The organism is Nocardioides sp. YIM 152588, from assembly GCF_040191335.1.
Lineage (GTDB): Bacteria > Actinomycetota > Actinomycetes > Propionibacteriales > Nocardioidaceae > Nocardioides.
Genome location: NZ_JBEGDJ010000030.1, coordinates 25739 through 51022, shown reverse-complemented (window position 1 = coordinate 51022; position 25284 = coordinate 25739). Strand labels below are relative to the sequence as shown.

At 73.8% G+C, this 25284-nt stretch carries 21 protein-coding genes and 1 riboswitch; of the genes, 17 read left to right on the top strand and 4 right to left on the bottom strand.

Features of this window, described 5'->3' with window-relative positions:
- Positions 1-94: 94 nt before the first annotated feature.
- The 5 genes from ABLM29_RS14655 to proB all read left to right on the top strand — a co-directional run bounded on the left by ABLM29_RS14655 (position 95) and on the right by proB (position 3989).
- Positions 95-292, top strand: a complete 198-nt coding sequence (locus tag ABLM29_RS14655) for a hypothetical protein (protein WP_349714864.1) — start codon at positions 95-97, stop codon at positions 290-292.
- A 217-nt stretch (positions 293-509) separates the two neighbouring features.
- Positions 510-812 carry a 50S ribosomal protein L21 gene (gene rplU, locus ABLM29_RS14650; protein WP_349714863.1) on the top strand — a complete coding sequence of 101 codons (303 nt, stop codon included), beginning with the start codon at positions 510-512 and terminating at the stop codon, positions 810-812.
- Positions 813-849: 37 nt separating this feature from the next.
- Complete coding sequence (gene rpmA / locus ABLM29_RS14645) at positions 850-1104, top strand: 50S ribosomal protein L27 (RefSeq protein ID WP_349714862.1); 255 nt, start codon at positions 850-852, stop codon at positions 1102-1104.
- Between the two features lie 184 nt (positions 1105-1288).
- Positions 1289-2854: a GTPase ObgE gene (gene obgE, locus ABLM29_RS14640; protein ID WP_349714861.1), complete on the top strand. Its 1566-nt coding sequence runs from the start codon at positions 1289-1291 to the stop codon at positions 2852-2854.
- Entirely contained in the window at positions 2844-3989 is a 1146-nt protein-coding gene (proB, locus tag ABLM29_RS14635) for a glutamate 5-kinase (RefSeq protein WP_349714860.1), read from the top strand. Before obgE ends, proB begins: the two co-directional genes overlap by 11 nt.
- A 507-nt stretch (positions 3990-4496) precedes the next feature.
- Here proB and ABLM29_RS14630 read toward each other — a convergent pair.
- The gene (locus tag ABLM29_RS14630; protein ID WP_349714859.1) at positions 4497-6182 is read right to left on the bottom strand and encodes a LamG domain-containing protein; all 1686 of its coding nucleotides are present in this window, start codon (positions 6180-6182) and stop codon (positions 4497-4499) included.
- Positions 6183-6280: 98 nt separating this feature from the next.
- Here ABLM29_RS14630 and ABLM29_RS14625 point away from each other — a divergent pair, with 98 nt between their 5' ends.
- The 3 genes from ABLM29_RS14625 to ABLM29_RS14615 are packed head-to-tail and all read left to right on the top strand — an operon-like array spanning position 6281 to position 9679.
- On the top strand, positions 6281-7462 hold the full coding sequence (locus tag ABLM29_RS14625; protein WP_349714858.1) for a cysteine desulfurase family protein: 1182 nt from the start codon (positions 6281-6283) through the stop codon (positions 7460-7462).
- Between the two features lie 10 nt (positions 7463-7472).
- Positions 7473-8609 carry a tRNA 2-thiouridine(34) synthase MnmA gene (gene mnmA / locus ABLM29_RS14620; protein ID WP_349714857.1) on the top strand — a complete coding sequence of 379 codons (1137 nt, stop codon included), beginning with the start codon at positions 7473-7475 and terminating at the stop codon, positions 8607-8609.
- Positions 8606-9679, top strand: a complete 1074-nt coding sequence (locus tag ABLM29_RS14615) for a uroporphyrinogen decarboxylase/cobalamine-independent methonine synthase family protein (protein WP_349714856.1) — start codon at positions 8606-8608, stop codon at positions 9677-9679. Before mnmA ends, ABLM29_RS14615 begins: the two co-directional genes overlap by 4 nt.
- A gap of 85 nt (positions 9680-9764) precedes the next feature.
- Here ABLM29_RS14615 and ABLM29_RS14610 read toward each other — a convergent pair whose 3' ends face one another.
- Positions 9765-11414, bottom strand: coding sequence for an MFS transporter (locus ABLM29_RS14610; protein WP_349714855.1), 1650 nt, complete (start codon positions 11412-11414; stop codon positions 9765-9767).
- Positions 11411-12046 carry a TetR/AcrR family transcriptional regulator gene (locus tag ABLM29_RS14605; RefSeq protein WP_349714854.1) on the bottom strand — a complete coding sequence of 212 codons (636 nt, stop codon included), beginning with the start codon at positions 12044-12046 and terminating at the stop codon, positions 11411-11413. The genes ABLM29_RS14610 and ABLM29_RS14605 overlap by 4 nt, the downstream gene beginning before the upstream one ends.
- A 233-nt stretch (positions 12047-12279) precedes the next feature.
- Between ABLM29_RS14605 and ligA the strand changes: the two genes are divergently transcribed.
- Positions 12280-14403 (top strand): NAD-dependent DNA ligase LigA, encoded by a 2124-nt coding sequence (gene ligA, locus ABLM29_RS14600; RefSeq protein WP_349714853.1) that lies wholly within the window; start codon positions 12280-12282, stop codon positions 14401-14403.
- Between the two features lie 16 nt (positions 14404-14419).
- Here ligA and ABLM29_RS14595 read toward each other — a convergent pair whose 3' ends face one another.
- Positions 14420-15928, bottom strand: coding sequence for an amino acid permease (locus ABLM29_RS14595; RefSeq protein WP_349714852.1), 1509 nt, complete (start codon positions 15926-15928; stop codon positions 14420-14422).
- Positions 15929-16102: 174 nt separating this feature from the next.
- Between ABLM29_RS14595 and gatC the strand changes: the two genes are divergently transcribed.
- The 8 genes from gatC (at position 16103) to ABLM29_RS14555 (ending at position 25277) form a co-directional block, all read left to right on the top strand.
- Positions 16103-16417 carry an Asp-tRNA(Asn)/Glu-tRNA(Gln) amidotransferase subunit GatC gene (gene gatC, locus ABLM29_RS14590; RefSeq protein WP_349714851.1) on the top strand — a complete coding sequence of 105 codons (315 nt, stop codon included), beginning with the start codon at positions 16103-16105 and terminating at the stop codon, positions 16415-16417.
- A 2-nt stretch (positions 16418-16419) separates the two neighbouring features.
- Positions 16420-17937, top strand: coding sequence for an Asp-tRNA(Asn)/Glu-tRNA(Gln) amidotransferase subunit GatA (gene gatA, locus ABLM29_RS14585; RefSeq protein ID WP_349714850.1), 1518 nt, complete (start codon positions 16420-16422; stop codon positions 17935-17937).
- Complete coding sequence (gene gatB / locus ABLM29_RS14580) at positions 17934-19433, top strand: Asp-tRNA(Asn)/Glu-tRNA(Gln) amidotransferase subunit GatB (RefSeq protein WP_349714849.1); 1500 nt, start codon at positions 17934-17936, stop codon at positions 19431-19433. The genes gatA and gatB overlap by 4 nt, the downstream gene beginning before the upstream one ends.
- A 248-nt stretch (positions 19434-19681) precedes the next feature.
- Positions 19682-19797: riboswitch (cobalamin riboswitch) on the top strand.
- Between the two features lie 72 nt (positions 19798-19869).
- Positions 19870-21003: a hypothetical protein gene (locus tag ABLM29_RS14575; protein WP_349714848.1), complete on the top strand. Its 1134-nt coding sequence runs from the start codon at positions 19870-19872 to the stop codon at positions 21001-21003.
- 14 nt (positions 21004-21017) lie between these two features.
- The gene (locus tag ABLM29_RS14570; protein ID WP_349714847.1) at positions 21018-21674 is read left to right on the top strand and encodes a hypothetical protein; all 657 of its coding nucleotides are present in this window, start codon (positions 21018-21020) and stop codon (positions 21672-21674) included.
- Positions 21671-22804, top strand: a complete 1134-nt coding sequence (locus ABLM29_RS14565; protein ID WP_349714846.1) for an energy-coupling factor transporter transmembrane component T family protein — start codon at positions 21671-21673, stop codon at positions 22802-22804. Before ABLM29_RS14570 ends, ABLM29_RS14565 begins: the two co-directional genes overlap by 4 nt.
- Positions 22801-24441, top strand: a complete 1641-nt coding sequence (locus tag ABLM29_RS14560) for an ABC transporter ATP-binding protein (protein WP_349714845.1) — start codon at positions 22801-22803, stop codon at positions 24439-24441. The genes ABLM29_RS14565 and ABLM29_RS14560 overlap by 4 nt, the downstream gene beginning before the upstream one ends.
- Entirely contained in the window at positions 24438-25277 is an 840-nt protein-coding gene (locus ABLM29_RS14555) for an ECF transporter S component (RefSeq protein ID WP_349714844.1), read from the top strand. The genes ABLM29_RS14560 and ABLM29_RS14555 overlap by 4 nt, the downstream gene beginning before the upstream one ends.
- Positions 25278-25284: the final 7 nt, after the last annotated feature.

The window sequence follows — 25284 nt, the reverse complement described above, 5'->3', positions numbered from 1 at the left end:
CCGGTCGGCTGGGCATTGCTGCTGTACACCTCCGGCCTATCAACCCAATCATCTTTTGGGGGCCTTATCCCCTCAAAGGGGGTAGGAAACCTCATTGGCGCCCGCCGCGGACCCGTCGCCGGTGTCCGGCCACGTCGGCGCGCTGCCGGCCGACGGGGCCGTGGAGCCCGTCTCCGTGTCGGTGGAGCCCGCGGGCGAACCGGCTGAGGTCCCCGGCGAGGACGCTGCCCCCGCCGCGGAGCCGACGGTGGAGCACGTCCCGATCAAGAAGAAGGGCTCGCGGAAGCGGTGAGCCCCGCGAGGGCATCGGCATTTTGCTGAGACCGGGGGCGATCCGTACTATTGATCGTCGGTGCGCCCCCGGCGAACCGTTTCTGCAGGCAGTGCCGCTGGCACCCGTCAGTGCTCCCAGGGGAGAGATCCTCGGGGATCGTGATGTGGCGTGCTGTGGACATGGCAGCAGAGATCTACCCAAGAGTTTGTTCCAGTCAGGACCGAAGGAGACCGCGGTGTACGCGATCGTGCGCGCTGGCGCCAAGCAGGAGAAGGTCGCCGTTGGCGACGTCATCGAGATCGACAAGGTCTCTGCGCCCGTCGGCGAGTCGCTGACCCTTCCGGTGGTCATGACGGTCGACGGTGACACCGTCACCACCACGGGCCTGGACAAGGCCGCGGTGACGGTCGAGGTCCTCGCGGCCACCAAGGGCCCGAAGATCGTCATCCAGAAGTACAAGAACAAGACCGGCTACAAGAAGCGCCAGGGTCACCGCCAGAAGTACACCCAGGTCAAGGTCACCGACATCAAGCTCTGAGCACCTCGCTCGCTGAAGATCCAGAAGGACTGAAGAGATGGCACACAAGAAGGGCGCGGCGTCCACCAAGAACGGCCGCGACTCCAACGCCCAGCGCCTCGGCGTCAAGCGCTTCGGCGGCCAGCTGGTCAACGCGGGCGAGATCATCGTCCGTCAGCGCGGCACCCACTTCCACCCCGGCGCCGGTGTGGGCCGTGGCGGCGACGACACCCTGTTCGCGCTGGTGGCCGGCAACGTCGAGTTCGGCAAGAAGCGCGGCCGCAAGGTCGTCAACATCGTTCCGTCGGAGTGACCTGACGCTCCGCGTTCGACTTCCGTGGCAAGGGCGTCCCGTTCGGGGCGCCCTTGCCGCATTTGGTGGTTTCGAGGCTCGTCGCTAGCGCTCCTCGCACCTCAACCCACCGGGTTTCGAGGCTCGTCGCTAGCGCTCCTCGCACCTCAACCACCGACCAATCACAGACTGAGAGACTGAACCCATGGCCGTCCCCACCTTCGTCGATCGGGTCACCCTGTACGTGTCCGCCGGTCGTGGCGGCAACGGTGTCGCCTCCGTCCACCGCGAGAAGTTCAAGCCGCTCGGCGGCCCCGACGGCGGCAACGGCGGCCCCGGCGGCTCCGTGATCCTCCGGGTCGACCCGGACGTGACCACGCTGCTGGACTACCACCACAGCCCCAAGCGGCGCGCCGAGCACGGCGGCCACGGCGCGGGCGGCCGGCGCAACGGCGCCCACGGCTCCGACCTCGTCCTGCCCGTGCCCGACGGCACCGTCGTCGCGCGCCCCGACGGCACCGTGCTCGCCGACCTCGTCGGCGCCGGCACCGAGATGGTGATCGCCGAGGGTGGCCACGGCGGCCTCGGCAACGCCGCGCTGGCCTCCAAGAGCCGCAAGGCTCCCGGCTTCGCGCTCCTCGGCGAGCCCGGCGACGAGCTGGAGATCGTGCTCGAGCTCAAGGTCGTCGCCGACGTCGGCCTGGTCGGGTTCCCGAGCGCCGGCAAGTCCAGCCTCATCGCCGCGATCTCCCGGGCCCGCCCCAAGATCGCCGACTACCCGTTCACCACGCTCGTGCCGAACCTCGGCGTGGTCACCGCCGGCGACACCACCTTCACCGTGGCCGACGTGCCCGGCCTGATCGAGGGCGCCGCCGAGGGCCGCGGCCTGGGTCACGACTTCCTGCGCCACATCGAGCGCTGCGCCGCCCTGGTCCACGTGCTCGACACCGCCACGATGGAGCCCGGCCGCAACCCGGTCGACGACCTCGACGTGATCGAGGACGAGCTGCGCCGGTACGGCGGCCTCGAGGACCGGCCCCGCCTGGTCGCCCTCAACAAGGTCGACGTGCCCGACGGCCGCGGCATCGCCGAGCTGGTCGTCGAGGAGCTGCGCGAGCGCGGCCTGCGGGTCTTCGAGATCTCCGCGGTCAGCGGCGAGGGCACCCGCGAGCTGATCTTCGCGATGGCCGAGATCGTCAAGGCCGCCCGCGCCGAGCGCGCCAGCGAGGTCCAGGAGCGGATCGTGCTGCGCCCGCCGTCGGTCTCCGGCGACGAGTTCACCGTGACCCCGACCGGCGCCGGCTGGCGCGTCCGCGGCCGCAAGCCCGAGCGCTGGGTCCGCCAGACCGACTTCAGCAACGACGAGGCCGTCGGCTACCTCGCCGACCGCCTCAACCGGCTCGGCGTCGAGGACGAGCTGGTCAAGCAGGGCGCCGTCGAGGGCGACGCCGTGCTCATCGGCCACCCCGACGACTCGGTCGTCTTCGACTTCAAGCCCGGTGTCGACGCCGGCGCGGAGAACCTGGCCCGCCGCGGCGAGGACCACCGGTTCACCGAGGAGCGGCCCGCGGCCTCGCGTCGCCGCGACATCCAGGAGCACATGGACGACCGCGGCGAGGGCGAGACCCGCGCCGACGTCGCCCGGCGCCTGGACCGCCCGGACGAGTACGGCCCCTCGTCGTACGAGATCGGCTCCGACGAGGACCCCGACGCCCTCGGCGGCGTCACCGACGAGGAGGCCTGGTTGGAGGAGGACCCCGGTGACCGCTGAGGCCGGGGAAGCGCGGTCGGGGGACCTGCGCTCCACCGTCCTCGACGCCGGCCGGATCGTGGTCAAGGTCGGCTCCTCCTCGCTGACCACCGCCGAGGGCGGGATCGACCCCGACCGGGTGCGGGCGCTCGTGGACGCCGTCGCCGCCGTCCGCGCGCGCGGCACCGAGGTCGTCCTCGTCTCCTCCGGCGCGATCGCCGCCGGCCTGGCCCCGCTCGGGCTGCGCCGCCGGCCCAAGGGCCTGGCCGCCCAGCAGGCGGCCGCCTCGGTCGGCCAGGGGCTGCTCGTGCACCGCTACACCGAGGAGCTCGCCCGGCACGGCCTGATCGCCGGCCAGGTGCTGCTCACCCTCGACGACGTCACCCGGCGCGCGCACTACCGCAACGCCCACCAGACCTTCACCAAGCTGCTCGAGCTCGGCGTGCTGCCGATCGTCAACGAGAACGACACCGTCGCCACCACGGAGATCCGGTTCGGCGACAACGACCGGCTGGCCGCCCTCGTGGCCCACCTGGTCCACGCCGACCTGCTCGTCCTGCTCTCCGACGTCGACGGCCTGTACGACGGCCCGCCGACCCGCCCGGGCTCCCGGCTGATCAGCGAGGTCGCCTCCGCCGAGGACCTCGACGGGGTGACCATCGGCGCCGCCGGCCCGGCCGGCGTCGGCACCGGAGGGATGGCCACCAAGGTCGAGGCCGCGGCGATCTCGACCGGCGCCGGCATCCCGGTCGTGCTCACCTCCGCCGCGTGCGCGCCCGCCGCGCTGGCCGGGGAGCCCACCGGCACCCTCTTCCACGCCACCGGCAAGCGCCGTCCCACCCGGCTGCTGTGGCTGCGCCACGCCACCGACGGCAAGGGCTCGCTGGTCCTCGACGCCGGCGCGGTGCGCGCCGTCGTCGACCGCCGGGCATCGCTGCTCGCGGCCGGAGTGGTCGAGGTCGTCGGCGACTTCACCGCCGGCGACCCCATCGACCTGGTCGGCCCCGACGGCGCCGTCGTCGCCCGCGGCCTCGTCAACTTCGACGCCGGCGAGATGCCGGCACTGCTCGGCCGCTCCACCGCCGACCTCAAGCGCGAGCTCGGCGCCGGGTACGAGCGCGAGGTCGTGCACCGCGACGACCTCGTGCTGCTCTGAATGGGCCGAGCGTGTCGGCGCTTCGCTTGACACGCTGCCGGCCTCGCGGTCGGGCGCCGCTGGGGTAGGGGTTTGCTGGCGGCTTGCGGCGGCTGCGCGCGGAGAAGCCCGGCTCGTCCGCTCCGGTCGCTGCGCTCCCTGCGCGTGCTCGCCGGGCGTTCTCCGCGGTGGCAGCCGTCAGGTCGGTGGTTCCTGGCGCGAGCGCGTCTCCGGGCAGGTGTGGGCGGTCGTGTGCCTGACGCATCGGTATGGCGGGGTGTGGGGCACACGACCCGGTCCCGGCGGGGCGTTGGTCGGCTGGCTGGGGCTCGTGTGCCTGAGGCATCGGCATAGCGGGGTCTGGGGCACACGACCCGGTCCCGGCGGGGCGTTGGTCGGCTGGCTCGGGCTCGTGTGCCTGAGGCATCGGCATAGCGGGGTGTGAGGCACACGACCCGGTCCCGGGCGGGTCGCTCGCCACGACCCACCCAGCAGACCGCCCACGCCCGCGGCCGCCCGCGGGCGGCGTCAGCAGCTGGCGGTGTTGCGCGTCGCCTTGAGCGGGGCGCCCTTGCGGATCTGGTTGCCGCGGGCGAGGTCGAAGCCGCGCATCCAGTCCATGATCGCGTAGGTGTGGTCCATCTCCTTCTGGCCCTTGCCGACCAGGGAGATCCGCAGTGTGAGCGGCACGTCCGGGATCGCGTCGGTGTTCTTCAGCGTGCCGACCACGCGGCCGTCGATGAACCACGAGATGTGGTCGGCGGCGACCTCGACGGCGTAGGCGCGCGGCATCCCGTAGACCTTGATGTTGCGCCGCGTGCCGGTCCAGGCCTGGCGCCCCTTCGGCGTCGCCGCTCCGAACCGGACCTTCGACTTGTACGGCGTCATGTCGGCGATCACGATGGACCGCGCGCCGCAGGCCCGCAGCCGCGGCTTGGCCGGGACCAGCTCGGCCCGGACCCGGTAGTTGCCGCCCCGCTCGTCGCGCGGGGCGGCCGCGGTCCAGGGGCGGATCCGGACCTCCCACCGGCCGTAGGTGCGCGGGTTCCCCTTCAGCGTCACGGCCGTGGTGCCGTGGTCGCCGTCGCCGGCGTTGGCCGGCCGCGGGAACGGCGAGAACTTGCTCTCCAGCTGCAGCCCGCCGTTCTCCTTCGCGGCCCGCCCGGAGCCGGTGGAGTACTCGGTCCAGCTGCCTCGCCGGTCGGTGCCGCGGAACGGCTTGTCGGAGAGCGACTCGCCGTACTCGAAGGCGAAGTCCCAGTTCGCGGGCGCCCAGGCGTGGGTGAGGGAGGCGGTGGTGCCGGCACTGCTGTGCCAGGGGTCGTCGCGCAGCGCGACGGTGCGGTCGGTGATCGTGGAGCGGCGGACCACCGGTGTCGGCCGGGCCCGTGCGGCGAGCTCGCTGGCGCGGGCCTCCTCGGCGCCGAGGACGTCCACCTCCACCGGGAACGACGGGAACCAGCCGATGCGGCTCCCGCCGCGGCGCCAGTCGTCCAGCCGTGCCCGGTAGGTCACCGTGCCCGCGTGCTGCGGCGCGCTCCGCTCGAAGGTCGCGAAGCCCTTGCCGCCCACGCTGTCGGTGCCGATGGTCTTCCACCGGGTGGTCCACCGCGTGCTGCGGACGCGGCGCTGGAGCTCGACGGTGCGACCGGCGAGCACCGGCTCGCCGTCGGGGGAGGTGTCCACCCGGATCCGCATTGGCTCGCCGGCGACGACCGGGTAGCTGGTGTGGTCGCGGTAGCCGTCCAGGCTCAGGTCGTGGCCCGGGGCGGTGACCTTGACGTCGGCCGCCTGGTCGCGGGCGACGAGCGTGACGGCGGGTGTGGCCCCGCTCGACGCGGCGACCCGGAGCCGGATGTTGTACATGCTGCGGGCCGGGAAGACGAACGAGAACGAGCCGTCGGCGGCGGTGGTCCGCTCGGAGTCCTCCACCGGCGTCCAGGAGTCCCCGGCCAGGCCCATGTGGAACTCCAGCCAGATCCGGGTCGCGGCGGTGCGGCCGATGTTGCCGCGGAAGGTCAGCCCCTGGCCGCCGTAGAAGTTCTTCTTCGAGATGCTCAGGCTCGCCGACCCGCGGGCCGACGAGGTCGGCGCCGTGGCGCCGAGCGCCGCCATCAGCGTGGCGGCGAGGAGCAGCGCGAGCAGCGCCGGCAGCGCGCGCGGTCGGTGGCCGCGGCGCCCGCCGGGTCGCTCGGTGCTGCTCGGGTGCTCCACGTGTTCCCGTTCGGCACGCCGGTGCGCTTCCGTAGCCGTCGGCCCGGGTCCGCCGGGTTCGGCGACCGCTGTGGCCGCGCCGTAGTCTTGGACGCGCCATGAGGAACACCCCGACGGTCTACCTGGACCACGCCGCCTCGACGCCGATGTGCGACGCGGCGATCGCGGCGATGACGGAGCACCTGCGCGACGTCGGCAACGCCAGCTCGCTGCACGCCTCGGGGCGGCGGCGGCGCCGGGTCGTCGAGGAGTCCCGGGAGCGGATCGCGGGCTCGCTCGGCTGCCGTCCGAGCGAGATCGTCTTCACCTCCGGGGGCACCGAGGCCGACAACCTCGCCCTCAAGGGCCTGTTCTGGTCCCGCCGCGACGCCGACCCCGCCCGCACCCGGGTGCTCTCGACCGCGATCGAGCACCACGCCGTGCTGGACCCGCTGGAGTGGCTCGCCGAGCACGAGGGCGCCGCGGTCGAGCTGCTCGACGTCGACGGTGCCGGACGGCTCGACCCCGAGCGGGTCCGCGCGGCGATCGAGGCCGACCCGGGCGCCGTCGGTCTGATCAGCCTGATGTGGGCCAACAACGAGGTCGGCACCGTGCAGCCGGTGGCCGAGGTGGCGGCGCTCGCCGCGGCCCACGGCATCCCGGTGCACGCCGACGCCGTCCAGGCGGTCGGCGCGGTGCCGGTCGACTTCGCCGCCTCCGGCCTCGACGCCCTGTCGCTCTCCGGCCACAAGGTCGGAGGACCCCAGGGTGTCGGCGCGCTGGTGGCGCGCCGCGAGGCGGCGCTGACCCCGCTGCTGCACGGCGGCGGGCAGGAGCGCGGCGTGCGCAGCGGCACCGTGGACGTGGCCGCCGTCGCCGGCCTGGCGGCCGCGGTCGAGATCGCGGTCAAGCAGCAGGCCGACCACGCCGTCCGGGTGGCCGCGCTGCGCGAGCGGCTCGTCGAGGGCGTGCTGCGGGCGGTCCCCGACGCTGTCCTCAACGGCGCGGCGCCGGGCGAGGACCGGCTGCCGGGCAACGCCCACTTCTCCTTCCCGGGGTGCGAGGGGGACTCGCTGCTGATGCTGCTCGACGCCCGCGGCATCGAGTGCTCGACGGGCTCGGCCTGCTCCGCCGGCGTACCGCAGCCCAGCCACGTGCTGCTCGCGCTGGGCCACAGCCCCGAGATGGCGCGCAGCTCGCTGCGGTTCAGCCTCGGGTGGACCAGCACCGAGGCCGACGTGGACGCGGTCGCCGACGCCCTCGGCGCCTGCGTCGAGCGGGCCCGCGCGGCCCGGCTGTGAGGGGGAGTCGATGAGGGTCGTCGCCGCCATGTCCGGCGGGGTGGACTCCGCTGTCGCCGCCGCCCGCGCCCACGAGGCCGGGCACGAGGTCACCGGGATCCACCTCGCGCTCTCGCGCAACCCGAAGTCCTACCGGACCGGCGCCCGGGGCTGCTGCACGATCGAGGACGCCAACGACGCCCGCCGCGCCGCCGACGTCATCGGCATCCCGTTCTACGTCTGGGACCTCTCCGAGCGGTTCCACACCGACGTGGTCGAGAACTTCATGGACACCTACGCCGCCGGGCAGACCCCCAACCCCTGCCTGCGCTGCAACGAGAAGATCAAGTTCGCCGCCGTGCTGGACCGCGCCCTGGCGCTCGGCTTCGACGCCGTCGCGACCGGCCACTACGCGCGCCTGGTGGACGGCGCCGACGGCCTGGAGCTGCACCGCGGGGTCGACCACGGCAAGGACCAGTCCTACGTGCTCGGCGTGCTCGACGAGCGCCAGCTGCGCCACTCGCTGTTCCCGCTGGGCGACACCCCGAAGCCCGAGGTACGGCGCGAGGCGGCCGAGCGCGGCCTGCTGGTCGCCGACAAGCCCGACAGCCACGACATCTGCTTCGTCGCCGACGGCGACAACGCCGGGTGGCTGCGCGAGAAGCTGGGGGAGCGGTACGACGACGCGCCGTTCCTCGAGGCCGGCGAGATCGTCGACGAGGCGACCGGCGAGGTGCTCGGCAGCCACGAGGGGACCTACGGCTTCACCATCGGCCAGCGCAAGGGGCTGCGGCTCGGCCGCCCGGCCCCGGACGGCAAGCCGCGCTACGTGCTGGACATCGAGCCGGTCAGCAACACCGTCACCGTCGGGCCGCGCGAGCGCCTGGCCGTGGCGCGGATCCGCGGCACCGAGCCGCGGTGGTGCGGTGCGCCGATGCCGGCCGGGCAGCCCCCCGTGGAGGTCACCGTCCAGCTGCGCGCGCACGGCGAGGAGCACCGCGCCACCTGCGCGGTCAGCCCCGACGGCACGGAGGTCGAGATCGAGCTGCGCGACCCGGCGTTCGGGATCGCGCCCGGCCAGGCGGCGGTCGTCTACGACGGCACGCGGGTGATCGGCTCCGCCACCATCACCGCCACCGAGCGCGTCGCCGCGCGGGCCGGCGCATGAGCGCAGCGCCCACCGGCGACCCGACCCCCGCGGCGTCGCTGGCGACCGTCATCGGCTCGTTCCCGGGCGCCACCCAGGCCGCCCACGACGAGGCGGTCCGACTCGTGCTCGGCGAGTTCGGCCAGGACCCCACGGGCATCCCCGCGGTCCCCGAGGTCCCCGGCCGCGGCGCGCCCGCCGGGATGATCGGCCGCACCCTCGGCCTCTTCCCGGCCGTCGGCGCCTGGGACGCCGACCTGCAGCCGGAGGGCTGGCGGCTGACCGGCACCGACGGCGCGCCCCCGATCGACCAGCGCCGGGCCCGCAGCCTCCTCGGCCAGGACCTCGACACCTGGGAGGAGCAGGCGGACGGGTACGCCGGCGCGGTGAAGACCCAGGTGACCGGGCCGTGGACGCTGGCCGCCGCCGTCGAGCGGCCGCGCGGGGACAAGGTGCTCGCCGACCACGGCGCCCGCCGCGACCTCGCGCAGGCGCTGGCCCTGGCGGTCGCCGAGCACGTGGCGGACCTGCGCCGCCGTACCCCCGGCGCGGACCGGGTGATCGTCCAGGTCGACGAGCCGGGCCTGCCCGCGGTGCTGGCCGGCCGGGTGCCGACGGCGTCCGGCTTCGGCAAGCACCGGGTGGTGCACCCGCCGGAGGCCGACCAGGGGCTGCGCTGGGTGCTGGAGGCGATCGCGGAGGCGGGCGCGGAGCCGTGGGTGCACTGCTGCGCCCCGGACGCGCCGCTGGCGCTGCTGCGCGGCGCCGGCGCGACCGGTCTCGCCGTGGACCTCGGGCTCGTCGGCGGCGAGGGGCACGACGCCCTGGCGCAGGCGCTCGAGGACGGCGGCACCGTCGCGCTCGGCGTGGTCCCGACCGTGGCGCCGAGCGGCGCCCTCACCGACACGGCGGTGCTGGAGCGGGTGCTGCGCTGGTTCGACATGACCGGCCTGGACCCGGCCGAGCACCTGGACCAGGTGGTGCTCACCCCGTCCTGCGGGCTGGCCGGTGCGGACGCCGGGTGGGCGAGGCGGGCGGTGGCGCTGACGGCGCGCGCGACCCGCGGTCTGGCCGAGGCCGCGCAGGAGTAGGCGGACGCGACCGCGGCCGCCACCCCGGTGGGGGTGACGGCCGCGGGCGGTGCGGGTCGTCGCCGACCCTGGTGTCGCGTCGGGGTCAGCCGACGTGCACGCCCTCGGGGCCGTCGGTGGCCAGCTCCTCGTGCTTGACGTTGAGGAAGATCCAGACGATGGCCGAGGCGGCCAGCATCATGATCGAGCCCACCAGGAACGCATGGGTGGCGCCCTCGGTGAAGCTGCCCTGGAACATCGCGAACTGGGCGACGGCGTCGGCCTTGTCCGCGGGGATGGCGCCGTTGGCGACTCCGGCGGCGACGCTGTCGGAGATCGGCTTGGTGATCTCGGCCGCGCGGTCGTTGGTGAAGTGCAGGGCCACGGTGCTCAGCGTGGCCAGGCCGAGCGCGCCGCCGACCTGCTGCATGGTGTTGAGCACGCCCGAGCCGATGCCGGAGTCCTCGCGGCGCAGGTGGTGCACCGCGGTCAGGGTCAACGGCACGAAGGTCAGGCCCATGCCGATCGCCATGGTGATCACCCACGGGAAGATGTGGGCCCAGTAGTTGAGGTCGGCGCCGACGGCCTGGTTCTGCCCGGCGGCGGCGAGCACCGACTGGACGGAGTCGTCGACGCTGACCCGCGAGAACATGAACAGCGAGAAGGAGGCGATCAGCGTTCCGGTGCCGGCCAGGAAGCGCGGGTCGACCCGGTTCACCAGGTTCGACGACGCACCGGCGCCGATCACCATGCCGAAGGCGAAGGGCAGGAACGCGAAGCCCGCGTGCAGCGGCTTGTAGCCGACGATCTGCTGCATGAACAGGCTCAGGTAGAAGAACATGGCGAACATCGCCGCGGGGGCGACCATCATCGCCAGGAAGCTGGTCGCGCGGGTGCGGTTGCGGAGCACCCGGATCGGCAGCAGCGGGTGCTCGACACGGGACTCGATCACCGCGAAGACCGCCAGCAGCACCACGCCGCCCGCGAGGGCGGCGATCGTCTGCGGGTCGCCCCAGCCGTAGGCCTCCTCGCTGGCGCGGGAGAGGCCGAAGACGATGCCGAGCAGGCCGAGGGTGCCGGTGATCGCGCCCGGAACGTCCAGCCAGCCGTGGTGGGTCTCGGACTCCGCGAGCACGCGCGGGGCCAGGGCTGCCGCGACCAGGCCGATCGGGACGTTGATCAGGAAGGTGAGGCGCCAGCCCTCGATGCTGATCCCGAAGACGGAGTCCATGCCGGTCAGCCAGCCGCCCATGATCAGGCCGACGGCGGCGCCGACCCCGGACATCATGGCGTAGACCGCGAAGGCCCGGTTGCGCGACGGCCCGGCCGGGAAGGTGGTGGTGATCAGCGCGAGCGCCGAGGGGGCGGCCATCGCGGCGCCGACGCCCTGCAGCGCACGGGAGCCGAGCAGCATGAACTCACCGGTCGCCAGGCCGCCGAGCAGCGAGGCGATGGCGAAGACGGTCAGGCCGATCATGAAGATCCGGCGGCGGCCGTAGAGGTCACCGAGGCGGCCGCCGAGCAGCAGCAGTCCTCCGAAGGCGAGGGCGTAGCCGGTGACGATCCAGGTCAGGTTGGCCTGGGAGATGCCCAGGTCCTGTCCGATGTAGGGCAGCGCGATGTTGGTGATGGTGCCGTCGAGGACGACCATCAGCTGGGCGACGCAGATCAGCACGAGTGCCCAGCCGAGGTGGGCGTGGCCCTGGCTCTCGTCCGGCGCCGCGGGTGGTGCCGCGGTCTTGTCGATGTCGGTCATCGGGTTCCTTCGGGTTCAGGAGTGGGAGTGCCGCGGTGGTGCACGGCGGGGAGGATCACCTGGTCGATCACGCGGGTGATCAACTCCTCCGTCGGCGGGTCGCCGAGGAGGAACAGACGGTGGAGGATGATCGCCGGCAGGGCCGGCACCAGGACGTCGAGGTCGAGGTCCCGGGGGATCTCGCCGCGCTCCTGGGCGCGGACGAAGACCTGGCGGTTCTGCTCGGCCTTCGGGCCGATGAAGTCGCGGTGGAAGATGTCGGCGAACTCCCGGTCGCGGCTGACCGCCGTGATCAGGCTGCCGAGGATCGCGACCTGGGTGCCGTCGGTGAGGCCGCCCATGCCGCAGGTCAGGGCGAGCAGGTCGCCGCGCAGGCTCCCGGTGTCGGGGAGGTCGTGCCGCTCCTTCTGGGAGAGGATCGCGTCGAGCACCAGCGCGGGCTTGCCGTTCCACCGCCGGTACAGCGTCGCCTTGGACGCCTTGGCGCGGGTGGCGACCGCGTCCATCGTCAGCAGGTCGTAGCCGACCTCGGCGAGGATCTGGACGGTGGCGTCGAGGATCTCGAGCTCGCGCTCGCCCTCGACGCGGGGGCGGACCGGCTGGTCCGAGCCGTCCTTCGACGCGGGTGACATGGGACCTCCTTGCGGGCGGGGGGAGCGCGACGCTGCGCACCGGCGCGGCCTTACGATGAAACGGTACGGTTTCGTTCTGAACAGATAGTACGGAACGGTTTCGTTTTGGCAAATGCAATTCGTCCGCCATCTGTTCCCAGGCTCCCAGCGACCACCGACAGCCCTCGGTCCGGCGGCGTCGGCCGCCGCCCCGGCTGTCCGGTGTGTCGGCGCCAGGCGGCAAGATTGGCCCCATGACCGCACTCGAGCCCTCCGTCGTACCGGCCGCGGCGCGGGAGGAGCACGCCGCCCTCGCCGACGAGGTCGAGGAGGCCCGCTGGCGCTACTACGTGCTCGACGCCCCGACCCTCTCCGACGCCGACTTCGACGCGCGGATGCGGCGCCTGGAGGAGCTGGAGGAGCAGCACCCCGAGCTGCGCACCCCCGACTCGCCCACGCAGAAGGTCGGCGGCGCGGTCTCCACCGAGTTCACCGCCGTCGACCACCTGCAGCGGATGGAGAGCCTCGACAACGCGTTCTCCGCCGAGGAGCTCGGCGCCTGGCACGCCCGCCTCGCCCGCGACGGCGTGGCCGACCCCGCGCTGCTCTGCGAGCTCAAGGTCGACGGCCTCGCGATCAACATCCTCTACGAGCAGGGCCGGCTGGTCCGCGCCCTCACCCGCGGCGACGGCACCACCGGCGAGGACGTGACGCCCAACGTCAGGACGATCGACTCCGTGCCGCACCGGCTGACCGCCACCGAGGAGTTCCCGGTGCCGGACCTGGTCGAGGTCCGCGGCGAGGTGTTCCTCCCCGTGGAGGCCTTCGAGCGGCTCAACGTGACCATGACCGAGGCCGGCAAGCCGCCGTTCGCCAACCCGCGCAACGCCGCCGCCGGCTCCCTGCGCCAGAAGGACCCCCGGGTCACCGCCACCCGCGCGCTCGGGATGGTCTGCCACGGCATCGGCGCCCGCGAGGGCTTCGAGCCGTCCGCGCAGTCCGAGGCCTACCGCGCGCTGCGGGCCTGGGGGCTGCCCACCTCCGACCGGGTCGCGGTGGTGCCGACGCTGGCCGAGGCCGAGGCCTACATCGCCACGTACGGCGAGCAGCGCCACTCCGTGGAGCACGAGATCGACGGCGTGGTGGTCAAGGTCGACGACGTCGCGCTGCAGCGCCGGCTGGGCTCCACCTCGCGCGCGCCGCGCTGGGCGATCGCCTACAAGTACCCGCCCGAGGAGGTGAACACCGAGCTGCTCGCGATCGAGGTCAACACCGGCCGCACCGGCCGGGTCACCCCGTTCGGCCGGATGCGCCCGGTCAAGGTGGCGGGCTCCACCGTCGAGATGGCCACCCTGCACAACGCCCACGAGGTCAAGCGCAAGGACGTGCGTCCCGGCGACACCGTCGTGCTGCGCAAGGCGGGCGACGTGATCCCCGAGATCGTCGGCCCGGTGCTCCCGCTGCGGCCCGAGGGGCTGGCCGAGTGGGTGATGCCGACGGAGTGCCCGTCCTGCGGCACCACGCTGGTGGAGCAGAAGGAGGGCGACAAGGACCTGCGCTGCCCGAACCACCAGCACTGCCCGGCCCAGGTGCGCGAGCGCGTGTTCCACGTCTCCGGCCGGGGCGCCTTCGACATCGAGGGCCTCGGCTACGAGGCCGCCGTCGCCCTGCTGGACTCCGGCGCCATCGCCAACGAGGGCGACGTCTTCGACCTGAGCGCCGAGAAGCTGCTGGCCACCGACCTCTTCACCCGGGACCCGAAGAAGGGCGAGGAGGGACGCCAGCTCTCGGCCAACGGCGAGAAGCTGCTGGCCAACCTCGCCGCCCGCAAGGAGGTCCCGCTGTGGCGGGTGCTGGTGGCGCTCTCGATCCGCCACGTCGGACCGACCGCGGCCCGCGCGCTGGCAGGCGAGTTCGGCTCCATGGACGCGATCCGCGAGGCGTCGCTGGAGGCGCTCGCCGACGCCGAGGGCGTCGGCCCCACCATCGCCGAGGCGGTCGTGGAGTGGTTCGACGTCGACTGGCACGTCGAGATCGTCGACAAGTGGGCCGCCGCCGGGGTGACGATGGCCGACGAGCGCGACGACTCCGTGCCGCGCACGCTGGAGGGCCTCACGGTCGTGGTCACCGGGTCGCTGAGCGGCTTCAGCCGGGACTCGGCCAAGGAGGCGATCCTGGCCCGCGGCGGCAAGGCGGCCGGGTCGGTCTCGAAGAAGACCGACTTCGTGGTGATCGGCGAGAACGCCGGGTCGAAGGCCGACAAGGCCGAGCAGCTCGGCGTACCGATCCTGGACGAGGAGGGGTTCGTCCGGCTGCTCGCGGAGGGCCCGCCCGCCCCGGCGTCCGAGGACGGCGGCGCCGAGGAACCGGCGGGCTGAGCCGGCCCCGGTCGGGTCAGGCGTCCTCGGACGCCCGCTCCCGCGCCGCGAGCCGCGAGTGGTGGCGGCCGTAGAGCAGGTAGACGCCGACCCCGAGCGCCATCCAGGCCAGGAAGCGCAGCCAGGTGCCGCCGGTCAGGTTGAGCATCAGGTAGCCGCACAGCAGGGTGGAGGCGGTCGCCACGACGTAGACCGCCGGCACCCGGAAGGAGCGCGGCAGGTCGGGCCGGTTCCGGCGCAGGATCACCACGCCGATGCTGACCAGCATGAAGGCGAACAGCGTGCCGATGCTCACCAGGTGCGCCAGCGTCTGCAGGTCGACCAGGCCACCGATCGTCGCCACCGCGACGCCGGTGATGAGGGTGAACAGCCAGGGCGTCCCGAACCACGGGTGCACCCGCGCCAGCTGCTGGGGGAGCAGCCCGTCGCGCGCCATCGCGAAGCCGACCCGGGTCTGGCCGAGCATCAGGATCATCACCACGACGATCAGCCCGACGCAGGCGCCGAGCGCGATCAGCCTGCCCATGAACTCCAGCCCGACCACGTCGAACGCGGTGGCCAGCGGGGCGCCGTCGTCCGGGTCGATCTCGGTGTAGCTCTGCATCCCGGTGATCACCAGGCTCACCACCATGTAGAGCGCGGTGACGATGGCCAGCGAGCCGAGGATGCCGCGCGGGATGTCCCGCTGCGGGTCGCGGGTCTCCTCGGCGGTGGTGGCGACGATGTCGAAGCCGAGGAAGGCGAAGAAGACCACCGAGGCGCCGGCGATCACGCCGCCGATGCCGAAGACCGACGGCTCGATGCCCAGCAGCGAGCTGATCAGCGTGGAGTCCAGGAAGCCGCCCGCACCCTCCGGCGCCGGTTGGGAGGGCGGGACGAACGGGCTGTAGTTGTCCGGCTGGATGTAGGCGGCGCCGAAGACGATCACCGCGAGGATCACCATCAGCTTGATCGCCACCACCACCTGGTTGAGCCAGGAGGAGAACCTGATGCCCGCGATCAGCACGACCATCACCAGCAGCGAGACCACCACCGCCGGCAGGTCGACCGACCCGTCCGTCGCGGAGCCGATCGAGGCGGGCACCTCGAACGAGGTCCCCGCCACCACCTCCTGGTAGTAGCCGGAGAAGCTGGTGGCCAGCGCGGCGGCGCCGATCGTGAACTCCAGCACCAGGTCCCAGCCGATGATCCAGGCGAGGAGCTCCCCGAACGTGGCGTAGCTGAACGTGTAGGCGCTGCCCGCGACCGGGAGCGTCGAGGCGAACTCGGCGTAGCACAGCGCGGCCAGCGCGCAGGCCAGCCCGGCGATCGCGAAGGAGACGGTGATCGCCGGCCCGGCGTTGCTGGCGGCCACCGTGCCCGTGATCACGAAGATCCCCGCCCCGATGATCACGCCGACCCCGAACACGATCAGGTCGCGCACGCCGAGGTCCTTGCGCAGCCGGTGCTCCGGCTCGACGGTATCGGCGATCGCCTGCTCGACGCTCTTGGTGCGGAACAGCTCTTCCCTGGTCAGACCGGGCACGGCAACACTCCTTCGCGGGGGTGGCGCTGCCTCGACTCCATCACAACTCCGGGCCCGCTCCCAGCCCCTCGCGCCACATCGCCACCACGCGCTCGTGCGGCGGGTCGTCCGGGGTGCCGTCCGCGGGGGCGGCCGGATCGGTGATCCGGCGCTCCGCTCCCTAGGATGGTCCCCATGCCTGACACCGAAAGCGCCGCGATCTCGCGCGAGGACGTGGCCCACCTGGCCGACCTCGCCAGGATCGATCTCGACGACGCCGAGCTGGACCACCTCGCGCCCCAGCTGGCGGTGATCCTGGAGTCGGTCGCCGCGATCCGCGGCGTGGCCGGCGACGACGTGCCGCCCACCTCCCACCCGATCCCGCTGACCAACGTCTTCCGCGAGGACGTGGTCCGCCCGAGCCTCACCGCCGAGCAGGCGCTCTCGGGCGCCCCGGCCGTCGAGGACCAGCGGTTCTCCGTGCCGCGGATCCTGGGGGAGGAGCAGTGAGCATGGACCTCATCCGCAGGAGCGCCGCCGAGCTGGCCGACGCCCTGGCCGCCGGCGAGACCACCTCGGTCGAGATCACCCGGGCCTACCTGGACCGGATCGCCGCTGTCGACGGCGACGCCGAGGCCGGCGTCCACGCCTTCCTCCACGTCGACGCCGAGGGCGCGCTGGCCCAGGCCGCCGCCTCCGACGCCCGCCGCGCCGCCGGCGAGCCGCTGCACCCGCTCGACGGCGTGCCGATCGCGGTCAAGGACGTGCTGGCCACCTCCGGCCTGCCGACCACCTGCGGATCCAAGATCCTCGAGGGCTGGGTCCCGCCGTACGACGCCACGGTGGTCGCCAAGCTCAAGGCGGCGGGCCTGCCGATCCTGGGCAAGACCAACATGGACGAGTTCGCGATGGGCTCCTCCACCGAGCACTCGGCGTACGGCCCCACCCGCAACCCGTGGGACCAGACCCGGATCCCGGGCGGCTCCGGCGGCGGCTCGGCGGCCGCGGTCGCCGCGTTCGAGGCCCCGCTCGCCCTGGGCACCGACACCGGCGGCTCGATCCGCCAGCCCGGCGCCGTCACCGGCACCGTCGGCGTGAAGCCGACCTACGGCGGGGTCTCCCGCTACGGCCTGGTCGCGCTCGCCAACAGCCTGGACCAGGTCGGCCCGGTGACCCGGACCGTGCTCGACTCCGCGCTGCTGCACGAGCTGATCGGCGGCCACGACCCGCTCGACTCCACCTCGGTGGACGCGCCGGTGGGCGACCTGGTCGCCGCGGCGAGGCAGGGCGCGGCCGGCGACCTGACCGGCCTCAAGGTCGGCGTCATCAAGGAGCTGGCCGGCGACGGCTGGCAGCCCGGCGTGATGGCCCGGTTCGCCGAGTCGGTCGACCTGCTCACCAAGGCCGGTGCCGAGGTCGTCGAGGTCTCGTGCCCGAGCTTCGTGCACGCGCTGGCGACCTACTACCTGATCCTGCCGGCCGAGGCCTCCTCGAACCTCGCCAAGTTCGACGCCATGCGCTACGGCCTGCGGGTCACCCCCGACGGCGACCCGAGCGCCGAGGACGTCATGAAGGCGACCCGCGACGCCGGCTTCGGCGACGAGGTCAAGCGCCGGATCATCATCGGCACCTACGCGCTCTCCAGCGGCTACTACGACGCCTACTACGGGCAGGCCCAGAAGGTGCGGACGCTGATCAGCCGCGACTTCGAGGCGGCGTACGAGCAGGTCGACGTGCTGGTCTCGCCGACCGCGCCGACCACCGCCTTCCCGCTGGGGGAGAAGCTGGACGACCCGATCGCGATGTACCTCAACGACCTCGCGACCATCCCGGCCAACCTGGCCGGCGTCCCCGGCATCTCGGTGCCGGTCGGGCTCGCCGAGGAGGACGGCCTGCCGGTCGGCTTCCAGATCCTGGCGCCGGCGCTCGCCGACGACCGGCTCTACCGCGTCGGCGCCGCGCTCGAGGCCGCCGTCACCGCCGCCGCCGGCGGCCCCATCCTGGACAAGCTGCCGGAGGTGCAGGCATGACCGCCAACGTCGAGCTGGTCGACTTCGACGAGGTCGTCGCGACGTACGACCCCGCGATGGGCATCGAGGTCCACGTCGAGCTCCACACCGCGACCAAGATGTTCTGCGGCTGCCCGACCACCTTCGGCGCCGAGCCGAACACCCAGGTCTGCCCGACCTGCCTGGGCCTGCCCGGCGCGATGCCGGTGGTCAACGGCAAGGCCGTGGAGTCCGCGATCCGGATCGGCCTCGCGCTGAACTGCCAGATCGCCGACTGGTGCCGCTTCGCCCGGAAGAACTACTTCTACCCGGACATGCCGAAGAACTTCCAGACCTCCCAGTACGACGAGCCGATCGCCTTCGACGGCTGGCTCGACGTCGAGGTCGACGGCGAGACCTACCGGGTCGGCATCGAGCGCGCCCACATGGAGGAGGACACCGGCAAGACCACCCACATCGGTGGCGCCACCGGTCGCATCCACGGCGCGGACTACTCGCTGGTCGACTACAACCGCGCCGGCATCCCCCTGATCGAGATCGTCACCAAGCCGATCCTCGGCGCGGGGGAGAAGGCGCCCGAGGTGGCCCGCGCCTACGTCTCCCAGCTGCGCGACCTGATCGTCGCCCTCGACGTCTCCGACGCCCGGATGGACCAGGGCTCGATGCGCGCCGACGTCAACCTCTCGCTGGCGCCGAAGGGCACCGAGAAGCTCGGCACCCGCACCGAGACCAAGAACGTGAACTCGCTGCGCTCGGTCGAGCGCGCGGTCCGCTTCGAGATGTCGCGGCACGCCGGCGTGCTGAACGCGGGCGGCTCGATCCTGCAGGAGACGCGGCACTTCCACGAGGACGACGGCTCCACCAGCCCCGGCCGCCCGAAGTCGGACGCCGAGGACTACCGCTACTTCCCCGAGCCGGACCTGGTGCCGGTCGCCCCGTCGCGGGAGTGGGTCGAGGAGCTGCGCGCCACCCTGCCGGAGAACCCCGCCCAGAAGCGGGCCCGGCTGCAGGCCGACTGGGGCTTCTCCGACCTGGAGATGCGCGACACCGTCGGCGCCGGTGCGCTGGAGCTGGTCGAGGAGACCGTGGCCGCAGGCGCGGCCCCGCAGGCCGCCCGCAAGTGGTGGCTCTCCGAGCTGGCCCGCCGCGCCAACGACGCGGGCGTCGAGCTGTCCGGGGTCGGGGTCTCGCCCGCCCAGGTGGCCGCCGTCCAGGCGCTCGTTGACGCGGGCACGATCAACGACAAGCTGGCCCGCCAGGTCTTCGACGGCCTGGTCGCCGGCGAGGGCACGCCCGAGGAGATCGTGGCGGCCCGCGGCCTGGAGATCGTCTCCGACGACGGCGCGCTGTCGGCCGCCGTGGACAAGGCGATCGCGGCGAACCCCGACGTGGCGGACAAGATCCGCGACGGCAAGGTGGCCGCCGCCGGCGCCCTGATCGGCGCCGTGATGAAGGAGATGCGCGGCCAGGCCGACGCCGGGCGCGTGCGCGAGCTGATCCTGGAGAAGCTGGCCTGAGGCTGGGCCTGCCTGGGCGCGGGAATCACCGGTCGACCGGTGATTCCCGCGCTTGACAGGCATTGCATCGCCCGTCAAGCGACCGAAGTGCCCGTCCGGTGCGACGGGTGTGGCCGGTGGGACCGTCGCGACGACACCGAGTGGGCAGAGAGAGCCTGCCGGCTCGGCGTGATCTCGGGCACCCCCGCGCGGCCGACATCCGGGCGTGGTCGGTGACGCCCCGGAGACGGCGTAGGATCACGCCCGAATCAATCCATCACGCCTGTGGCGGGGGAAGCCGGTCGAAGTCCGGCGCTGACCCGCAACCGTAGGCCGCCCCGCGGGGGCGGCGAGCCGGAGCACCTTCCACAGGTCGTCCTGACACCAAACGCTGTCGTGGAGTAGCAGCGGGTCGTCGACCGATGTCGACCCCGCCTGCGTGCAGCGGGAAGGAACCATGCACACGCCCACCCTGCGCCGTACCGGCGCGACCCTCGCCGCCGGCGCCCTCGCCCTCGCCCTCGTCGGCTGCGGCTCGGACACCGACACCGACGGCGCCGACGCCGCCGCGGCCGAGACCACCGCCGCGGCCGTCACCGACGCCGGCGAGGCCGCCGCCGGTGCCGCCGCGACCTGGTTCGCCGGTCAGCTGACCGACGGCGTCCTGGTCAACGAGGAGTACGCCTCGCCCGACTACGGCGGCACCGTGGACGCGATCTACTCGCTCGAGGAGGTCGGCGGCCACGACGAGGACGTCGCGGCGATGACCGAGGCCGTCTACGCCCACGCGCAGGAGTACGCCGCGCCCGGCGAGGACATCTGGGCCGGCAACGCCGGCAAGCTGGTCGCGCTCGCCGCCGACAACGGCGACGACCCGACCGATGTCGGCGGCTTCGACGCGCTCGGCACCCTGCTCGACCGGACCGACGACTCCGGCCGCACCAGCGACGAGAGCTCGTACGGCGACTTCGCGAACTCCCTCGGGCAGGCCTGGGCGGTCCGCGGGCTGGCCGGCGCCGGGGTCGAGGAGGCCGACGCGGCGCTCGACTTCCTGCTGCTGCAGCAGTGCTCGGACGGCTTCTTCCGCCAGAACTTCTCGAAGCCGAAGGCGAAGGACCAGTCCTGCGACGGCGACGGCGGCAGCGCCTCGGTGGACGCCACCGCCCTCGCGGTCCTGCTGCTCGACGACCTCGCCGCCGACGACGAGGAGCTGGCCGGCGCGCTGGACGGCGCGGTGGCCTACCTGGTCGGCGCCCAGCAGGAGGACGGCGCCTTCGAGGGCAGCGCCGAGCTGCCCGCGAACGCCAACAGCACCGGCCTCGCCGCCCGCGCCCTGGCCCTGGCCGGAGAGGACGAGGCCGCGGCCGCGGCCGCCGGCTGGCTGCGGGCCCACCAGGTCGGCGACGACTGCACGGGTGGCCTGGCCGACGCCACCGGCGCCATCGCGTACGACGACGCGGCGGTGACCGGCGCGGCCACGAAGGGGATCACGGCCAAGACGTCGTACCAGTGGCGCCTCGCGACCGCGCAGGCGCTGCCGGGCCTGCTCACCGCCCCCGAGGACGCCGCCGCGGCCTGCCCCGCGGCCTGATCCCGGAGCGAACGATGCTGCGCCGCGCCCTCGCCGCGACCGTCCTCGCCGCCGCCGTCTCCGTGACGGCGGCGCCGGTGGCGAGCGCGGCGACGGACCCGGTGGCAGCCCCGGTGGCAGCCCCGGTGGCAGCCCCGGTGGCGGCGGGCGGCACGGGGTGCGACGGTGTGCTGGTGGTCGTCGAGTTCCACCGGATCGACGCCGAGGACCGGACCGCCTGCGTGGATCCGGGCACCGCGGCGGAGGCGTTCGACGCCGCCGGGGTGACGATGGAGTACCTGCCGCAGCAGCCCGGCTTCGTGTGCCGGGTCGCCGGCGAGCCGGCCACGGGCCCCTGCTTCGAGGGCGACGCCTACTGGAGCCTGTGGTGGTCCGACGGCACCGCCGACTGGTCCTACGCGACCCTCGGGGTGACGTCGCTGGAGATCCCGGCCGGCGGCGCCGTCGGTTGGTCCTGGCACCAGGGCGCGGGCTCGGCGACGCCGCCCGACGTCGAGCTCTCGGGGGAGGCGGCGGTGCTCGACGAGCCGGCCGACGCCTCCCGCGAGGGCGGCGTGGTCGTGACCGACGAGGACGCCGCCGGCACCCCGGTGCCGTGGTGGGCGGTCGCCGGGGCCGGTGCGGTGCTGCTCGCCGCGGTCGTCCAGGTGCTGAGGAGGCGACGGGGATGAGGCTCCCGCGCGACCTGCACCCCGTGGCCTGGTGGACCTGGGCGGTCGGGCTGGCGGTCGGTGCCTCCTGCACCACCAACCCGTTCCTGCTGCTGCCGCTGCTCGCGGTGGTCTGCCTGACCGTCTTCTCCTGCCGCTCCGACCAGCCGTGGGCCCGCTCGTTCCGCCTCTACCTGTGGCTCGGGGTGGTGGTGATCGGGATCCGGGTGCTGTTCCGGATCGTGCTCGGCGGCGACGTCCCCGGGCACGTGCTGTTCACGCTGCCCTCGATCCCGCTGCCGGACTTCGCGGCCGGGATCAGCCTGCTCGGCCCGTTCACCCGCGAGGAGCTGCTCTCCGCGCTCTACGAGGGGCTGCGCCTGGCCACCCTGCTGATCGCCGTCGGCGCCGCGAACGCGCTGGCCAACCCCAAGCGGCTGATGAAGTCGCTGCCGCCGGCGCTCTACGAGATCGGCACCGCGATGACGGTCGCGATCACCGTCGTGCCCCAGCTCTCCGACAGCGCCCGGCGCGTGCGCGCCGCCCAGCAGCTGCGGGGTGGACCGCAGGGCAGGTTCCGGCGGGTGCGGGGGCTGCGCCGGCTGCTGGTGCCCATCCTCGAGGACGCCTTCGAGCGCTCCCTGGCCCTGGCGGCCGGGATGGACGCGCGCGGCTACGGCCGCGCCGGCGAGGCGAGCCGCCGCCAGCGCCGGGTCACCGGTGCGCTGATGCTGCTCGGGCTGCTCGGCGTCTGCGTCGGCGTCTACGCCTTCCTGGACGGCACCGCACCCCGGCTGCTGGCCTGGCCGATGCTCGCGGTCGGCACCGCCGTCGCCGTCGCCGGCTTCGTGGCGGCGGGCCGGCGGGTGCGCCGCACCCGGTACCGCCCCGACCGTTGGGCGCTGCCGGAGATCCTCGTCGCCGCCTCCGGCCTGGTCGCCGGCGCGGGCCTGTGGGCCGTGCAGCGATGGGACGTCGCGGTCGCCCACCCGGGCGTGCTCGCGATGCCCACCGTGACCCCGGCCGCGCTGGCCGCGATCCTGGTCGGGCTGCTGCCGATCTGGGTGGCGCCGCCGGCGCCGACCGTCGGTCGCCGCGAGGGGGCGGCCGCACCCGCCCCCGCGGCGCGGGAGGCGGTGGCGGCGCGATGATCGAGCTCCGCGGCATCACCCTGGCCTACGAGGGCGCGTCCGCGCCGGTGCTGGACGGCGTCGACCTGACGATCGAGGACGGCGAGCTGGTCGTCCTCTCCGGCCCCACCGGCGTCGGGAAGTCCACGCTCCTCGGCGTCGTCGCCGGCCTCGTGCCCTCCTTCAGCGGCGGCACCCTCACCGGTGACGTGCTGATCGACGGGCGCAGCGTGATCGACCTGCCCGCCCGCGACCGCGCGCACGTGGTCGGCTTCGTCGGCCAGAACCCGGCGGCCTGGTTCGTCACCGACACCGTCGAGGAGGAGCTCGCCTTCGGGATGGAGCAGCTCGGCCTGCCGCCGGCGACGATGCGGCGCCGGGTGGAGGAGACCCTCGACCTGCTCGGCATCGCCGACCTGCGCCACCGCGACCTGCGCACCCTCTCCGGCGGGCAGCAGCAGCGGGTCGCCATCGGCTCGGTGCTGACCGCGCACCCCCGGCTGCTGGTCCTCGACGAGCCCACCTCGGCGCTGGACCCGACCGCCGCCGAGGACGTGCTGGCGACACTGACCCGCCTGGTCCACGACCTCGGCGTCTCCGTGCTGGTCGCCGAGCACCGGCTGGAGCGGGTGGTCCCGTTCGCCGACCGGCTCTGCCTGCTCGGCGGGGACCCCGAGCGGCCCGGCACGCTGCGCGTCGGCGCGCCCGAGGACGTGCTCCGGGACTCGCCGATCGCCCCGCCGCTGGTCGACCTCGGCCGCCTCGCCGGCTGGGACCCGCTGCCGCTCACCGTCCGCGACGCCCGCCGCCGGGCCACCGCTCTGCGGCAGCGCCTCGGCACTCCGCCGGAGCCCGCGACCCGGTCCACCGCCGCGGCGCCGAGCGTCGACGTACGGCGCCTGGTGCTCGCGCACGGCCGGACCCCCGCGCTGCGGGGCGTCGACCTGAGCCTGCGGGCGGGCGCTGTGACGGCGCTGATGGGCCGCAACGGCGCCGGCAAGTCCAGCCTGATGTGGACGCTCCAGGGGCGCCACGCCCCCGCCTCGGGCACCGTCCGCGTCGCCGGCGCCGAGCCGTCGTCGCTGCGGCCCGAGCAGCGGCGCGTCACCACCGGGCTGGTGCCGCAGAGCCCCGCCGACCTGCTCTACCTGGAGACCGTCGCCGAGGAGTGCGCCGCGGCCGACGAGACCTCCGGGGTCGACACCGGGACCTGCCACGGGCTGCTGGAGCGGCTCGCCCCGGGGATCGATCCGGACCGGCATCCCCGCGACCTGTCCGAGGGCCAGCGACTCGCGCTCGCGGTGGCGATCGTGCTGACCGCCCGCCCCACCGTGCTGCTGCTCGACGAGCCGACCCGGGGGCTGGACTATCCGGCCAAGCACGCGCTGGCGGGGATGCTGCGCGACCTCGCGACCGAGCCGGGCGCCGCGCGGACCGTGCTGGTGGCCACCCACGACGTCGAGTTCGTGGCGCAGGTCGCCGACGACCTGGTGGTGCTCGCCGAGGGCGAGGTGGTCTCCGACGCACCGGTCGCGCGGGGCGTCAGCGAGTCGCCCGCCTTCGCGCCGCAGGTGACCAAGGTGCTCGGCCCGGGCTGGCTCAGCGTCGACCAGGTCGCCGCCGCGCTCGCCGACGCCCCCTCGGGGGCCTTGCCGTGAGCGGCGAGCGGCAGGTCGCCGTACCGATCCGGTTGCGGTCGGGCCTGGTGCTCGGGCTGGCCTCGGCGATCGGGCTGCTGATGCTCTTCTGGCCGCTGCTGCTGCAGGTGGACCCGGCCGGTGACGGCCGCGTGGACCCGCCGTTCCTGTTCCTGGTGCTGATGCCGCTGATCCTGGCGGTGGTGCTGGCCGAGATGGGCGAGGGCGGCCTGGACTCCCGGGTGCTGGCGATCCTCGGCGTGCTGAGCGCTGTCAACGCCGTGCTGCGCGTGGCCAGCGCCGGCACCGCCGGGCTGGAGCTGGTCTTCTTCCTGCTGATCCTGGGCGGACGGGTCTACGGGCCCGCGTTCGGCTTCGTGCTCGGCTGCACCTCGCTGTTCGCCTCGGCGCTGCTCACCGCCGGCGTCGGGCCGTGGCTGCCGTTCCAGATGCTCGTGGCGGCCTGGGTGGGCATGGGTGCCGGGCTGCTGCCCCGCGGCGTCCGTGGCCGCCGCGAGATCGTGATGCTGGTGGTCTACGGGATCGTCGCGGCCTACGCCTACGGCCTCCTGATGAACATGTGGGGCTGGCCGTTCATCGCCGGCATCCAGGTGCCCGGCCAGGACACCTCGGAGCTCGCCTACGTGCCGGGCGCGCCGGTGCTGGAGAACCTGCACCGGTTCCTCGTCTACTCGCTCCTCACCTCCACCGGTGGGTGGGACACGGGCCGCGCGATCACCAACGCGCTGGCGATCGCGCTGCTCGGGCCGGCCGTGCTGACCACGCTGCGCCGGGCCGCGCGCAAGGCGCGGGTGGTCCGCGCCGAGCCGGCGAGCGCGCGAGTCGACAGAAACTGACGCGGCC

Excerpts from the sequence above, each read along its gene's own strand:
- rpmA (WP_349714862.1), top strand. The coding sequence starts at position 850 with ATGGCACACAAGAAGGGCGCGGCGTCCACCAAGAACGGCCGCGACTCC.
- obgE (WP_349714861.1), top strand. The coding sequence starts at position 1,289 with ATGGCCGTCCCCACCTTCGTCGATCGGGTCACCCTGTACGTGTCCGCC.
- ABLM29_RS14625 (WP_349714858.1), top strand. The coding sequence starts at position 6,281 with ATGAGGAACACCCCGACGGTCTACCTGGACCACGCCGCCTCGACGCCG.
- mnmA (WP_349714857.1), top strand. The coding sequence starts at position 7,473 with ATGAGGGTCGTCGCCGCCATGTCCGGCGGGGTGGACTCCGCTGTCGCC.
- ABLM29_RS14615 (WP_349714856.1), top strand. The coding sequence starts at position 8,606 with ATGAGCGCAGCGCCCACCGGCGACCCGACCCCCGCGGCGTCGCTGGCG.
- ABLM29_RS14610 (WP_349714855.1), bottom strand. The coding sequence starts at position 11,414 with ATGACCGACATCGACAAGACCGCGGCACCACCCGCGGCGCCGGACGAG.
- ABLM29_RS14605 (WP_349714854.1), bottom strand. The coding sequence starts at position 12,046 with ATGTCACCCGCGTCGAAGGACGGCTCGGACCAGCCGGTCCGCCCCCGC.
- ligA (WP_349714853.1), top strand. The coding sequence starts at position 12,280 with ATGACCGCACTCGAGCCCTCCGTCGTACCGGCCGCGGCGCGGGAGGAG.
- gatC (WP_349714851.1), top strand. The coding sequence starts at position 16,103 with ATGCCTGACACCGAAAGCGCCGCGATCTCGCGCGAGGACGTGGCCCAC.
- gatA (WP_349714850.1), top strand. The coding sequence starts at position 16,420 with ATGGACCTCATCCGCAGGAGCGCCGCCGAGCTGGCCGACGCCCTGGCC.
- gatB (WP_349714849.1), top strand. The coding sequence starts at position 17,934 with ATGACCGCCAACGTCGAGCTGGTCGACTTCGACGAGGTCGTCGCGACG.
- ABLM29_RS14575 (WP_349714848.1), top strand. The coding sequence starts at position 19,870 with ATGCACACGCCCACCCTGCGCCGTACCGGCGCGACCCTCGCCGCCGGC.
- ABLM29_RS14570 (WP_349714847.1), top strand. The coding sequence starts at position 21,018 with ATGCTGCGCCGCGCCCTCGCCGCGACCGTCCTCGCCGCCGCCGTCTCC.
- ABLM29_RS14565 (WP_349714846.1), top strand. The coding sequence starts at position 21,671 with ATGAGGCTCCCGCGCGACCTGCACCCCGTGGCCTGGTGGACCTGGGCG.
- ABLM29_RS14560 (WP_349714845.1), top strand. The coding sequence starts at position 22,801 with ATGATCGAGCTCCGCGGCATCACCCTGGCCTACGAGGGCGCGTCCGCG.